The organism is Gluconobacter sp. Dm-73 (genome assembly GCF_018256215.1).
Taxonomy (GTDB): Bacteria; Pseudomonadota; Alphaproteobacteria; order Acetobacterales; family Acetobacteraceae; genus Gluconobacter; species Gluconobacter cadivus.
Genome location: NZ_JAERLW010000004.1, coordinates 164,739 through 177,722, shown reverse-complemented (window position 1 = coordinate 177,722; position 12,984 = coordinate 164,739). Strand labels below are relative to the sequence as shown.

The window sequence follows — 12,984 nt, the reverse complement described above, 5'->3', positions numbered from 1 at the left end:
ACATGGCCCGTGCGCCTGATTCCAAAGACATCGACCCGCGGGAAATCAAGATCCTGTCCGACATTCTGGCGCTCGTGCTGGACGAACAGCCCGGCCATGCCGCCACAGCGCTGGAACGCATCCGACAGATGGCCCGCCGCGATGGCGTCACCGGCGGCGCGCTGAAAAACCTGTTCATCACGCGCATCGGCACTGTGCCCCAGCGAGACACTGCAACGCGGGAAAGAGGGCTGCGCGAGCGCGTTCAGGATCTGGAACACCGCCTTAGCCAGAGCGAGACCGATACCCGCACCGCCCAGTTGCGGCTCGGGCGCTGCCAGATGGACATGGGCCTGCTTCAGGTGGAAGTGGCCACATTCCGGATGCAGAAACCCTGGCGCTATATTGCCATTACCTTCGCAGCGGGTGCAGGTCTTCTGGTCGGTATCGCCGGGACCCAATTCTACCACAGCCTGACGGACACAAGGGCGCCCATCGACCGGGCTGCCTACCTGCGATAAAAACTGTTTCGTTTTTTCGCCTTCCTCCCGCCACGCGCTAGGGATAGATGAAGGACCATGGCCTCATCCTCCGGTACTTCCGGGCGGCAGATCCTGCCTCTGCTCGACCGCTACATCCTCCGTCAGCTCCTCATCGCCCTGCTGGCGCTGACCGGAGGTGCCACAGCTCTGATCTGGCTGACCCAGTCGCTGCATTTCGTCTCGATGGTGGTCCAGCACGGCCTGTCCCTGCGCGTGTTCATCCAGCTCACCTCGCTGATGCTCCCGACGTTCATCGCCGTCATCCTTCCCATCACGACCTTCCTCGTCGTGCTGTTTACCTATCAGCGGATGGTCGGAGACCGGGAACTGACGGTCATGCGCGCCGCCGGGCGCTCCCCGCTGGAACTGGCCCGACCGGGACTGCTCTGCGCGTTTTTCTCCGTGGCGCTATGCTATACCCTGACATTGTGGCTCGCGCCCGTATCCTATCATGCGTTTCACCGCTACGAATTCCAGATCCGCAACCGCATGGCCGCCTTCCTGCTTCAGGACGGTGTCTTCACCAGCCTTTCCGGAGACATGACCGTCTATGTCCGCGGACGGACCAGTGACGGCCAGCTTCATGGCGTTCTGGTCGAAGACGACCGCAACCCCGATTCCCACACCACGATCCTTGCCGAGCGCGGCACCATGGTCGTGGTGAACGATCAGCCCCGCGTCGTCCTCTACGATGGCTCGCGCGAGGAAATCGACCGCCATACCGGGCGCCTGAACGTCCTGACCTTCGGGCGCAACACCATCGACCTGACTTCGGGGCGCCGGAACAGCCACGAAGACCGCGACCCGGACGAGATGTCCCTTCACGAACTGTTCCATCCCGACCCTCATGAAGTGTCCGAACGCGATCGCGGCAAGAACATCGTGGTGGGCTGGCGACGGCTCACCTCTCCCCTGACCGCTCTGTCCTTTGCCATGATCGGGCTGGTGACAGTGCTGCGCGGTGCCTTCTCCCGTCATGGCAACATCACCCGCCCCCTGACGGCAATCCTCACCGTCGTCGGGCTGCTGGCCCTCTCGCTCATGCTCCAGAACCTCGCTGGACGGCATCTTGCGCTGGTCCCGCTCATCTGGCTCGAAGCTCTCCTGCCCGCAGTCGTTTGCGCCGTCCTGCTGTTCCTCGAACAATGGACCGGAAGTGTGAAGCAGCCCGTTCCCATGACACCCTCGCCGGAGGCCTCAAGATGAGAAGTATCGCCTCCCCGAGACTGGGCTCATGGCTGACCTCACTGTTTCAGGCCTTCAGTACCCGAGACGACCACGCTGGTTTCTCGACAACGCTTGCCATCTATATTGCCCGTCAGTTCATGCTCAGCACCCTGTCCATGGTGCTGGCTCTGACCGGTCTGGTCTCACTGTTCGATTTCATCGACCTGCTACGACGCGCAGCCACGCGGCCCAATGTTCCGGCCAGCCTCGTCGTCAAGATCGCAGCGCTGCATGTGCCGTACTACATCATCTACGTTTTGCCCTTCGGCATCCTTCTGGGCGGAATCGTCTGCTTTTCGCGCCTGACCCGCTCGTCCGAACTCATCGTCGCCCGCGCCGCAGGCATTTCCGCCTGGCAGTTCCTGGCCAGCCCGCTGGCCTGCGCGATTCTGACAGGCCTGCTGACCACAACCGGTATTTCCGCCCTGTCGTCGAGCATGTTCCGCAGCGCCGAAATGCTGGATCAGACCTATCTCCGCACCGGCGGAGGCCCCCTGACCCTCAACGGAGGCGCCCTGTGGCTCAGACAGTCCGATGACGGACTGGTCCCCCACGGCGTTGCCATCCTGCACGCGCAGGATGTCCATCTCGTCAACGGCGCATTGAACGTTTCCGGTGTTTCCATCTTCCGCCTCGACGACCGGGATCGCCTGATCCTGCGTGTCGAATCACCCAATGGCGCTCTGGGCGATCATCAGTGGCTCCTGCACGACACCTCTGTGCTGCACCCCGATCACCTGCCCCAGAAAATCGGCGACATGACCCTCCCCTCCGACCTGACAGTCGGTCGCGTGCAGGAAAGTTTCGCCTCCCCCGACACGCTGTCAGTCTTCGCACTTCCCGGGTTCATCAGCCTTCTGGAGCGCTCGGGATTCCCCTCAATCCGGCACAGACTTCATTTCCAGTCGCTGCTGGCCCTTCCCATTCTGGCCGGGACCATGGCATTGGTATCCGCAGGCTTCTCGATGCGTCCGACACGACGCGGCGGCGTGGCCCGGATGCTGGGATCGGGAATTGCCGCAGGCTTTGCGCTGTTCACCATCTCGAAAGTGGCCGAACAGTTTGGTGAATCCGGTGCCTTGCCACCGGTTCTTGCGGCATGGGCGCCAACGGGTGCGGGGCTCTGCCTCGCCGTGGCGCTTTTGCTGCACATGGAGGATGGTTGATGACGGTGCCCCTGTGGCTCCCAGCACGCGCCCGCAGACGCGCTTCGTTCGTCGGTGCCACACTGATGGCTGGAACCGCGCTCGTAGCGCCGCAGAAAATGTCTGCCAACACGATGCAGCGCGACAACTCCCATGTCATCGTCATCGGAAAGCCCACGTCCCAGACCGATCCCCTGACCTATCTCGCCGATAGCGAAAGCTATGCGAAGAACGGCCTGATCACATGGGACGGCAATGTCCGCGTCTGGCAGGGCGACCATGCCCTGCGCGCGGACCGCGTGACCTATGACCGCAGCACCGGCATCCTGTCGGCAAAGGGCCATGTCGCGGTCGTGGAACCCGACGGCAGCACGACCTATGCCGATTATGTCGAGTTCAGTCACGGCATGCACGACGGCATTGGTAGCGGCATCTATATCCGCATGGAAGACAACGCCAAACTCGCCGGCAACGGCATGCGCCGCACGAACGGGATGCTCAACGACCTGACGCATGCCGTCTATACGGCCTGCAAGATCTGCGAGAAGAACCCAGACCTACCGCCGTTCTGGCAGTTTCAGGCTTTCGACGCGACGCAGGACGTGCAGCACAAGCGGCTCGAATTCGATCATGCCTGGCTTAAAATGCTCGGTCTGCCAGTCTTCTATTTCCCGTTCTTCTCCATGACCGATCCGTCCGTGAAACGTCAAAGCGGCTTCCTGATGCCGGGCATCAGCCCGCATGACCGCTATCTCGGCACCTATTTCACCCTCCCCTATTTCTGGGCGATCGACGAACAGCAGGATCTGACGGTCCGTGGCCTCGTCTCCACCAAGACCGGCCCGGAACTGACCGCACAGTACCGCAACCGCCTCAACTTCGGTTCCATCGACGTCACCGGTGGTGTCGCCTACGACACCCATGACGAGAACCGCTACACAAACACCTTCGGCAACAATGTCGGTTCCTCAAACGAATACGGCATTCAGGGTTATGTGTTCGGTCGGGGCAATTTCGCCCTTAACCGCAACTGGCAGCTCGGCGCAAACATCAACGTCGCCAGTTCCGCCAATTACATGCGCGACTACCGCGTTCCCGGCTACGGTCAGGAAATGCTGAACTCCAACCTGTTCCTCGAAGGTTACGGCGTCGGTTCCTACCTGCGGTTTGACGGACAGGCCTATCAGGGCCTGAACCAGGGCGTCATCCGCAACTCCGATCTGCCTTGGGCTCTCCCGAGACTGACCTATGCGTTTCAGGGACAGCCGGACATGTTCGGCGGTCGCCTCAGTGTGCAGACGACCGACTTCAATCTGTACCGAAAGAACGGCATCAACGATCAGCGTGGTCAGGCCGCCATTCAGTGGGATCGTCCGTTCCACAACAAACTCGGCCAGCAGTTCCTGCTGACAGCGCGGATCGATTCGATGGTCTATCACGCCACGCAGGCCTACCAGCAGCCGACCTATTACATGAACGCAGGCGGCAACCATCTCGTGGGACAGGTCCAGCCGACCATCGCCCTGCGGATGAACTGGCCGTTCCTGCGCAGCTTCGCCAAAGGCCATGGCTCGCAGATCCTGGAACCCATCGCCCAGATCATCGCCGCGCCCAACACCGGCAATTCGCAGAACCGCCACCTGCCTAATGAAGACAGCCTGTCCTACGAGTTCACGGACACGACGCTGTTTTCCCTCAACCGCTATCTCGGAACCGACCGCCTTGATGGTGGCCTGCGCGCCAATGTGGGCATCCATCAGAACTGGTCATGGAACGGCCATGCGATCGACATGCTCGTCGGCGAAAGCTTCCAGCAGCATATCGACCATAACCGCCTGCCCTATTCCGGCCTCGACCATCACCTGTCTGACCCGGTGGCCCGCCTGCGTGTCAGCCCGAACCAGTATGTCGATGTGACGGCCCGCGGTCGCTATAATCCCTGGACCCACCAGTTCGATTACGGCGAAGGCCTGATCAGCACAGGCGTTCCGATGTTCCGCCTGACAGGCGGCTACGTCTATGCTCCCGTCACGCCATATTATTATTACGCAACAGATTTCCGCCAAAACGGCCCCAACGCCCCTTATCTGGTCAAAACCAGCGAAGTGACAGGCGGTTTCTCCACCCACTGGCGCAATTACCATGCGTCAGGTTTCTTCCGTCGCAGCCTGTCCCGGAAACAGTTCGTCGCCAATGGCGGCACAATCGGCTATTCCAATGACTGTTTCGGGCTGGATATCATGTATATCAAACAATACACCCGTATCGGCGGCGAACAGCGTAACGAGACCATCCTCTTCAACTTCACGTTCAAGACGATCGGCACCTTCGGAATCAACGGTTGAGCATGTCCAAGACCCATTGCACCGCATCCACGGCCCTGGCTGTCCTTCTGGCTTTCTCGGCCACTCTCCCGGCCATGGCCGCTCCGCACCACAAGGCGGCCACGAAACCTGCTGCCACCAAAGAGGCCGCGGCCCCGGTCAAACCTCCTGAGGACCAGATTCTGGCCGTCATCAACGGACAGGTTCTCACGCAGCGTGATGTGGACAACCGCGCAAAGCTGTTCGTGCTTTCGACCGGCCTGCCCATCAGCCCGGAAATCATGGGGCGCATGCGTGGCCAGATCATCCATCAACTGATCGACGAACGCCTGAAAACGCAGGAAATCCTCAAGCGCCACATCAACGTGGAGCCGGATCAGATCGCAGGCGCCATCGCCAATATCGAACAGCGCAACGGGATGCCCAAAAACGCCCTGCGCAACCGTCTGGCTTCAGACGGCGTCTCGCTCACGACCCTGATCGACCAGATCCGCGTCCAGATCGGCTGGATGCAGGTTCTGCGTGAAAAGCTCGGCGAAGAAGGCCGCATCACGGCAACCCAGATCAGCCAGCGCGAACAGGCGCTTCAGGCGGAACAGGGACGCCCGCAGTATTTCATGAGCGAAATCTTCGTTCCCGTCGCCGACCCGCGCCATGACGAAGCCGAACTCGCCTTCACCAAAACCATCATCTCCCAGCTCCGCGAGGGCGCGCCGTTCCCGATTGTGGCCGCGCAGTTCTCTCAGGCCCAGTCTGCTCTCGACGGCGGCTCCATGGGCTGGGTGCAGGAAGACAACCTCGATCCGCAGGTCGTCAACATCGTGCGCCAGATGCCGATCGGCGCCATCTCCAACCCCATTCAGGTTGCGGGCGGCTTCGTCATCGCCACTGTTCAGGCCAAGCGCGTGGTCGGCAAACAGATGGGCACCCAGCTTGACCTGAGACAGGCGTTTTTCCCGTTCGATGCGCCCCTGAACCCGCAGAACCCGACCGAACAGCAGCGTGCAGCCCTGCAAAAAGCCACGACCGCCGTTCAGACGATCCATAGCTGTGACGCCATGGAAGCGCTCAACAAGTCTCTGGGCGAAAAGCGCCCCGGCAATCCCGGCTCTCAGATTCTGGAACGCCTGATGCCGCAGATGAAATCCGTTCTCGAATCGCTGCCGCCGAACAAGGTCAGCCGTCCGCTGGTCTCAATGGACGGTATTGCCCTGCTCATGGTCTGCAACCGGCAGCAGAAAAATCTGGCGCAACAGAGCCCGAGCGAAATCGCTGACCAGCTCATGAACGAGCATGTCGAGCAGGCGTCGCGCCAGCTCCAGCGTGATCTTCAGCGCCGCGCCATCATCGAGATGCGTCCTGCTGCCAAGGCCACCAACTGACGTGTCCCTTCCCTCACTGCGCGACACCATCCAGATCCATGGTCTGGATGCCAAGAAATCCCTCGGCCAGCACTTCCTCCTTGATCCAGGCATCTGCGCCCGGATCGCAGCCCTCGGCGGCGACCTCACAGGCCGCAGCGTCGTCGAAATCGGACCCGGCCCCGGCGGCCTGACCCGCGCTTTGCTGGACACGCCCGCCACCCGCGTCGATGTCGTGGAAATCGACGAACGCGCCTGGCCCCTGCTTGACGAACTGGCGACCTACTATCCGAACCGTCTTCACGTCGTCCGCGAAGATGCTCTGAAGCTGGACGCGGCCACCCTTGCCCCCGCACCACGCCAGATCATCGCCAATCTACCCTATAACGTCGCCACCCCCCTCCTTGTGGGATGGCTGCGACAGGCGTCGCAGTGGGAACGGCTGTCCCTGATGTTCCAGCTCGAAGTCGCCGAGCGGATCTGTGCGGAACCGGGCAGTTCAGCTTACGGACGCCTCGCAGTGCTGGCACAGTGGTGCGCCACATGCTCGGTCGCCCTGCGCATCCCGCCCGGAGCCTTCTCACCGCCACCCAAGGTCCATTCCGCAGTGGCCGTCATCATCCCACACGCCGAGCAACCCTCCTCACGTTTGTTCCGCGCCATGGAGCAGGTTACGGCGGCCGCCTTCGGGCAACGCCGCAAGATGCTGCGCTCCTCGCTGAAATCCATCGGGGGCGAACGCCTTCTGGAAAAAGCCGAAATCGAGCCGACCCGCCGCGCCGAAACCCTCTCGGTCGCTGAATTCGCACGGCTGGCGGAACTCAATCTCGCCAGCCGCTAAAACTCCTTACTAGCCTGCGCTTTCCCGTTCACGCTCGAACATGTAATCGCGCGTGAACGGCACTGCATCAATCGATCGGGTCAGCTGAAGCTGAAAATTCATGTGCCCCTGCACCCGGAACGACAGCTCAGCCCCGACCAGATAGAACTCGAACATCCGGACAAAACGCTCGTCATACAGCGCCCGGATCTTCTCACGGTTGGCATCGAAGCGCTTGCGCCATTCCGCCAGCGTGCGTGCATAATGCAGACGCAGCACCTCACAATCCGTCATCCACAGACCTGACCGTTCAATCGCTGCCAGTGTCTCGCTCAGAGCAGGCGAGTACCCGCCCGGAAAAATATATTTCTGAATCCAGGGATTGGTCGTTCCCGGCCCGTCCATCCGTCCAATCGAATGGATCAGCGCCACGCCATCCGGCTTCAGACAGGCCTTCACTTTCTGGAAAAAGGCCTCGAACTGCGGCGGCCCCACATGCTCGAACATGCCCACCGAAACAATCCGGTCAAACTGCTGGTGCAGATTGCGATAATCAATCAGTTCAAACCGGACCTGCCCGTCAAGCCCCTCATCCTTAGCCCGCTGCCGCGCCACAGCAAGCTGTTCTCGTGACAGCGTGATCCCCAGAACCCGTGCGCCGTAATCCTTCGCCAGCGTCAGGGCCATTCCGCCCCAGCCACAACCAATATCCAGCACCTCCAACCCCGGACGATCCAGATTGAGCTTGGCCGCGATATGACGCTTCTTGGCAATCTGCGCCTCCTCCAGCGTCATGTCCTCACGCTCGAAATACGCGCAGGAATACTGCCGGTCCTTATCAAGAAACAGATCGTACAGCGCGCCGTTCAGATCATAGTGATGCGCCACATTGCTTCGGGATGTCTTGAGAGAATTCAGCGTCTTCCAGGCCCGGGTGACATACCGCAGACGGTCCTCGATTTCCTCGAAGACATGACCATGGCTGTTGATGTTCTCCATCAGCACCGTCAACAGCGTTTCAAGCGTACATCCGTCGGGCACGATGCTGCCCGCCATGTATTCCTCACCAAAAACGAGACCGGAATTGACGATCAAGGCGCGTTCGGCCTGCTTGGTCCGAAGATGAAGACCCGCCTCAAGTCCCGGCTTTGATCCGCGATAGGTCCGGACAATACCATCGCTGAATGTGACCCGCAGGCGTCCCGTCTGAATGAATTTCCGCAAGACAAAATCCAGAATTCGCTTCATTCCGATCTCCTGATTCCAATACCGGGAAAAAGCCTCAGCGGGCCTCTAGTTGTATCCTGCCAGTCAAATAGACATAAAAAAACCCGGCTCGGGAATATTCCCGGCCGGGTTCTTTAAAACCAAGATCAGCGGTAAAAGCCTTACGCTTCTTCCGATGCCTCGGCAGCTTCAGCAGCAGCCTCTTCGGCGGCGTTCTCAGCCTGCAGGTCACCAAGGATGTTCTCATCCTCTTCCTGCACGCCGATCTCTTCGCCACGAGCCTGACGCTCGGCTTCTTCAGCGGAACGGGCAACGTTGACCGTCAGCGGAATGGACACTTCCGGATGCAGCACAACGCGTGCTTCCGTCAGACCAAGCTGCTTGATCGGGTGTGCCAGAACAACCTGCTGACGCGAAATCGTCAGGCCGGCATCCGTAGCAGCAACTGCGATGTCGCGGGTGCTGACGGAACCATACAGGCTGCCACTGTCGCCAGCCTGACGGATGACAACAACGGACAGCTCGTGCATGCGCTCGGCAAGACGCTCGGCCTCTTCACGCTTCTTGAGGTTCTGAGCCTCAAGCTGAGCGCGCTCGGTCTCGAAACGCTTCTTGTTGGCAACCGTGGCGCGCATGGCCTTGGCCTGGGGCAGCAGGAAGTTACGGGCATAACCCGGCTTCACGTGCACCAGGTCGCCCATCTGGCCGAGATGCTCGACCCGCTGCAGCAGGATCAGTGCGGTCTGGGACATGATGCTCTCCTCAGTTCACAACGTAGGGGAGCAGGGCGAGGAAGCGGGCGCGCTTGATCGCCTGTGCCAGCTCACGCTGCTTCTTGGCCGAAACGGCCGTGATGCGGCTCGGCACGATCTTGCCGCGCTCGGAAAGGAAGCGGCTCAGCAGACGCACGTCCTTGTAGTCGATCTTCGGAGCATTGGCACCGGAGAACGGGCAGGACTTGCGACGACGGTAAAACGGACGACGTGCGCCAACTGCCGTGCGACGGGCAGCGGGGTTCACTTCGTTTGCGTCAGGCGTGATGGTGTCAGACATAATTCTTACTCCGCTCCAGCCGTCTCGCGAGCATCGTCATGCTCACCGCGTGCACGATATTCTTCACGGTCTTCGCTGCTGCGACGGGGACCGCCACGGCCGCTCTCGAAACGACCAGCCGGCTTGGAGCCGCCACGGAAGTTACCGCGATCGCCACGATCGTCGCTCTTGCGAGCCAGAACCGGAGAGGGGTTCTCGTCGATCTCGTCAACGCGCAGCGTGAGGACGCGCAGCACGTCTTCGTTCAGGCCGAGCTGACGCTCAACTTCGCGCAGCGTGTCGGGGGTGCAGTCAAGGCCCAGCAGGACGTAATGGCCCTTGCGGTTCTTCTTGATGCGGTATGCGAGGGAACGCAGGCCCCAGAACTCGCGCTTCTGGATGGAACCGCCGTTGTCCGTGAGCAGGGTTTCGATGGTCTCGACCAGGGTTTCCACCTGAGCCTGCGACACATCATTACGCGCAATGAGCACGCTTTCATACAATGGCATGAAGACTCCCTTCGGATTGGGTCAACCCGCAACTGGCTCCGACCCATGCCGGAAACAGGGCCCATGTTACAGGGCGCGGGTATAGCCGGCGCGATGCCACATCGCCCGGCAGGGAAAGGCGGCATTAATCACGCACAGCCCCCAAAAGCAAGCCTTAACTCAGAGTCGCCTCAGTCTTTCCGGCACATATTCGTCCGGAACGTCCCATGTTTCAGACACGACATACCGGACCGCAAATCCGGCCCGACGATAATTCGGAAGCGCATTGGGATGGTCCAGCGTGCAGGTATTGACCCTCAGCCGCCAGCTCCCTGCCCCGAACGCCCGTGCAACGGCATGATCCAGAAGCGCACGACCCAGCCCACGCCCCATCGCCTGCGGCAGAAGGCCGAAATAGGCCAGATTGGCATCCCCACCCTGCCGCAGATCCAGCTCATAGAAACCAGCGGGTTCGCCACTATTGTCACGCAGAACCATGAAATGGACAGCAGGATCGTGGAGGATTTCTTCCAGCTCCGCATCCGGCATCGACCGGCGCATCCACCAGCAGTATTCCTGCCCGACTGTCGAATACAGGAAACGGTAAAGCGGAAGAGCTTCGTCCCCCGTCATGCGCAACAGGGAAAACCCTTCAGGCAGAATCGGAGAGGGTCGGGAAGAACACGTCTCCAGAAAAGTGACATCCACCGCAAGACGGGTGGATGCCCCTTTCGGCCTGAGCCAGTCCGGCAACATTGCCGCGCGCGCTCAGACGGCTCAGTTGTCGTCGAGGAAGGAGCGCAGCTTGCGCGAACGGCTCGGATGCTTGAGCTTGCGCAGCGCCTTTGCCTCGATCTGACGGATACGCTCACGCGTGACGTTGAACTGCTGGCCCACTTCCTCAAGGGTGTGGTCCGTGTTCATGCCAATGCCGAAGCGCATCCGCAACACGCGCTCTTCACGCGGCGTCAGAGACGCCAGAACGCGGGTCGTGGCTTCACGCAGATTCGTCTGAATCGCGGCATCCAGCGGAATAACGGCCGTCTTATCCTCGATGAAATCACCGAGATGGCTGTCTTCCTCATCGCCAATCGGCGTCTCAAGCGAGATCGGCTCCTTGGCGATCTTCAGGACCTTGCGGACCTTCTCCAGCGGCATACCAAGCTTCTCAGCCAGCTCTTCCGGAGCCGGCTCGCGCCCGATTTCATGCAGCATCTGACGCGATGTGCGGACCAGCTTGTTGATCGTCTCGATCATGTGGACCGGAATACGGATCGTCTTGGCCTGATCCGCGATGGAACGCGTGATCGCCTGACGGATCCACCAGGTCGCATAGGTCGAGAACTTGTAGCCGCGACGGTACTCGAACTTGTCCACAGCCTTCATCAGACCGATATTGCCTTCCTGAATCAGATCCAGGAACTGCAAGCCACGGTTCGTGTATTTCTTGGCGATCGAGATCACCAGACGCAGGTTCGCTTCGATCATTTCCTTCTTGGCGCGCGTGGAATCACGCTCGCCACGGGAAACAGTCGCATAAACGCGGCGGAATTCACCAACCGGCAGGCCCGTTTCATGCGACAGAGCCGCAATCTCGCCACGCAGGTTGCGCAGCTGGTCCATGTGCTTGGTCGTCAGGTTTTTCCAGCCCTTGCCGGGCAGCGCGGAAATGCTGTCCAGCCAGGTCGGGTCCAGTTCGCGGCTGCGATACTTGATGAGGAAGTCATCGCGCGAAATTTTGCAGCTCTCGGCCAGACGCATCATCCGGCCCTCAACGCCGTTCAGCTTCTGAACCTGCATTTTGATCTGCGCGACCAGTTCCTCGATCCGGTTGTTGTGCAGATGCACCTGCTCAACCAGACTGACCAGCTCGTGACGCAGCTTCTCATAGGTCTGCTCGGACTTGTCCGAGTGATCCTCGCCGCCCGTCAGGGCTTCAATACGCTTGATCTGGATCTTGCGCAGCTTGTGATACAGCGGCTCGATGGCTTCGAAACGGGCCAGAATTTCCGGCTTCAGCTTCTCTTCCAGCGCGGACAGGGACAGGCCACTGCCTTCCTGCTGCTCGCCGTCGCCCTCTTCGTTCTCGTCCTCGGCCTTGTCGTCCTCTTCGGACGCCTCATCGCCTTCTTCGCCCTCGACCGCATCCGGATCGGGACCACCGCCCTGACTGGCCTCCAGATCGACGATGTCGCGCAGGAGCATCTCGCCGTCCTTGAGGCGCTCATGCCAGGAAATGATGGCGCGAATCGTCAGCGGGCTCTCGCACAGGCCGCCGATCATCTCATCGCGACCCGCCTCGATCCGCTTGGCGATCGCGATTTCGCCTTCACGCGACAGCAGTTCAACCGAACCCATCTCACGCAGGTACATCCGGACCGGATCATCCGTGCGGCTGGCGGCCTCGGCATCGACGTTACCGCCCTGAGGGCCTTCGGCCTCCTCGGTCTCGGCTTCGCTTTCCTTTTCGGCAGCGCCTTCGGCTTCGTCCTGATCCTCGTTCTCAAGGACCTGAATGCCCATTTCCGACAGGGCCGCCATGACGTCTTCGATCTGCTCGGAAGACATCTGGTCCTGCGGCAGGACCGCATTCAGTTCATCAAAAGTGATATGTCCGCGTTCACGCCCTTTGGCGATCAGCCGCTTGACGGCAGCGGACTGCGTATCAAGGAGAGTGGCATCCCCCTCCTGTTCCTGCGCGTTCCGATCCGTTCCAGAGGCTGTTTTCGTCGCCATTCGTCTCTCCGTCAACTCCGCCGCGAGTTAGCAATCCGGCAGCGTGCAGGTGGTCGATCCTTCGCCCGAAGTCAAGATTGCAGCCCCAAAGAATGCAACCTTT

The 12,984-nt window shown here is 60.6% G+C and carries 12 protein-coding genes; 6 read left to right on the top strand and 6 right to left on the bottom strand.

Going from position 1 to position 12,984, the window contains the following annotated elements:
- Nucleotides 1–2 precede the first annotated feature (2 nt).
- Genes JK176_RS06100 through rsmA form a run of 6 tightly spaced genes read left to right on the top strand, consistent with a single transcriptional unit; the run spans nucleotide 3 to nucleotide 7,419 of the window.
- Nucleotides 3–500, top strand: a complete 498-nt coding sequence (locus tag JK176_RS06100; RefSeq protein WP_211587005.1) for a hypothetical protein — start codon at nucleotides 3–5, stop codon at nucleotides 498–500.
- 57 nt (nucleotides 501–557) lie between these two features.
- On the top strand, nucleotides 558–1,727 hold the full coding sequence (lptF, locus tag JK176_RS06095) for an LPS export ABC transporter permease LptF (protein ID WP_194254875.1): 1,170 nt from the start codon (nucleotides 558–560) through the stop codon (nucleotides 1,725–1,727).
- Nucleotides 1,724–2,914: an LPS export ABC transporter permease LptG gene (gene lptG, locus JK176_RS06090; RefSeq protein ID WP_194267968.1), complete on the top strand. Its 1,191-nt coding sequence runs from the start codon at nucleotides 1,724–1,726 to the stop codon at nucleotides 2,912–2,914. The genes lptF and lptG overlap by 4 nt, the downstream gene beginning before the upstream one ends.
- The gene (locus JK176_RS06085) at nucleotides 2,914–5,238 is read left to right on the top strand and encodes an LPS-assembly protein LptD (RefSeq protein WP_408869892.1); all 2,325 of its coding nucleotides are present in this window, start codon (nucleotides 2,914–2,916) and stop codon (nucleotides 5,236–5,238) included. The genes lptG and JK176_RS06085 overlap by 1 nt, the downstream gene beginning before the upstream one ends.
- Before the next feature lie 2 nt (nucleotides 5,239–5,240).
- Nucleotides 5,241–6,599 carry a peptidylprolyl isomerase gene (locus JK176_RS06080; protein ID WP_194262342.1) on the top strand — a complete coding sequence of 453 codons (1,359 nt, stop codon included), beginning with the start codon at nucleotides 5,241–5,243 and terminating at the stop codon, nucleotides 6,597–6,599.
- A 1-nt stretch (nucleotide 6,600) separates the two neighbouring features.
- Nucleotides 6,601–7,419: a 16S rRNA (adenine(1518)-N(6)/adenine(1519)-N(6))-dimethyltransferase RsmA gene (gene rsmA, locus JK176_RS06075; RefSeq protein WP_211587004.1), complete on the top strand. Its 819-nt coding sequence runs from the start codon at nucleotides 6,601–6,603 to the stop codon at nucleotides 7,417–7,419.
- 9 nt (nucleotides 7,420–7,428) lie between these two features.
- On the opposite strand, the gene JK176_RS06070 is transcribed toward rsmA, so the two are convergent.
- From JK176_RS06070 to rpoD, 6 genes are all read right to left on the bottom strand, one after another.
- Nucleotides 7,429–8,646, bottom strand: a complete 1,218-nt coding sequence (locus JK176_RS06070) for a cyclopropane-fatty-acyl-phospholipid synthase family protein (protein ID WP_211587003.1) — start codon at nucleotides 8,644–8,646, stop codon at nucleotides 7,429–7,431.
- A gap of 140 nt (nucleotides 8,647–8,786) precedes the next feature.
- Entirely contained in the window at nucleotides 8,787–9,377 is a 591-nt protein-coding gene (rplI, locus tag JK176_RS06065) for a 50S ribosomal protein L9 (protein WP_099286870.1), read from the bottom strand.
- A gap of 10 nt (nucleotides 9,378–9,387) precedes the next feature.
- Nucleotides 9,388–9,678, bottom strand: a complete 291-nt coding sequence (rpsR, locus tag JK176_RS06060) for a 30S ribosomal protein S18 (RefSeq protein ID WP_099286871.1) — start codon at nucleotides 9,676–9,678, stop codon at nucleotides 9,388–9,390.
- A gap of 5 nt (nucleotides 9,679–9,683) precedes the next feature.
- A complete protein-coding gene (gene rpsF / locus JK176_RS06055) occupies nucleotides 9,684–10,166 on the bottom strand; it encodes a 30S ribosomal protein S6 (RefSeq protein WP_194262338.1) in 483 nt (160 codons plus the stop codon).
- 159 nt (nucleotides 10,167–10,325) lie between these two features.
- Nucleotides 10,326–10,901: a GNAT family N-acetyltransferase gene (locus tag JK176_RS06050; protein WP_211587002.1), complete on the bottom strand. Its 576-nt coding sequence runs from the start codon at nucleotides 10,899–10,901 to the stop codon at nucleotides 10,326–10,328.
- Nucleotides 10,902–10,922: 21 nt separating this feature from the next.
- On the bottom strand, nucleotides 10,923–12,881 hold the full coding sequence (rpoD, locus tag JK176_RS06045) for an RNA polymerase sigma factor RpoD (RefSeq protein ID WP_206034425.1): 1,959 nt from the start codon (nucleotides 12,879–12,881) through the stop codon (nucleotides 10,923–10,925).
- Between the last annotated feature and the right edge of the window lie 103 nt (nucleotides 12,882–12,984).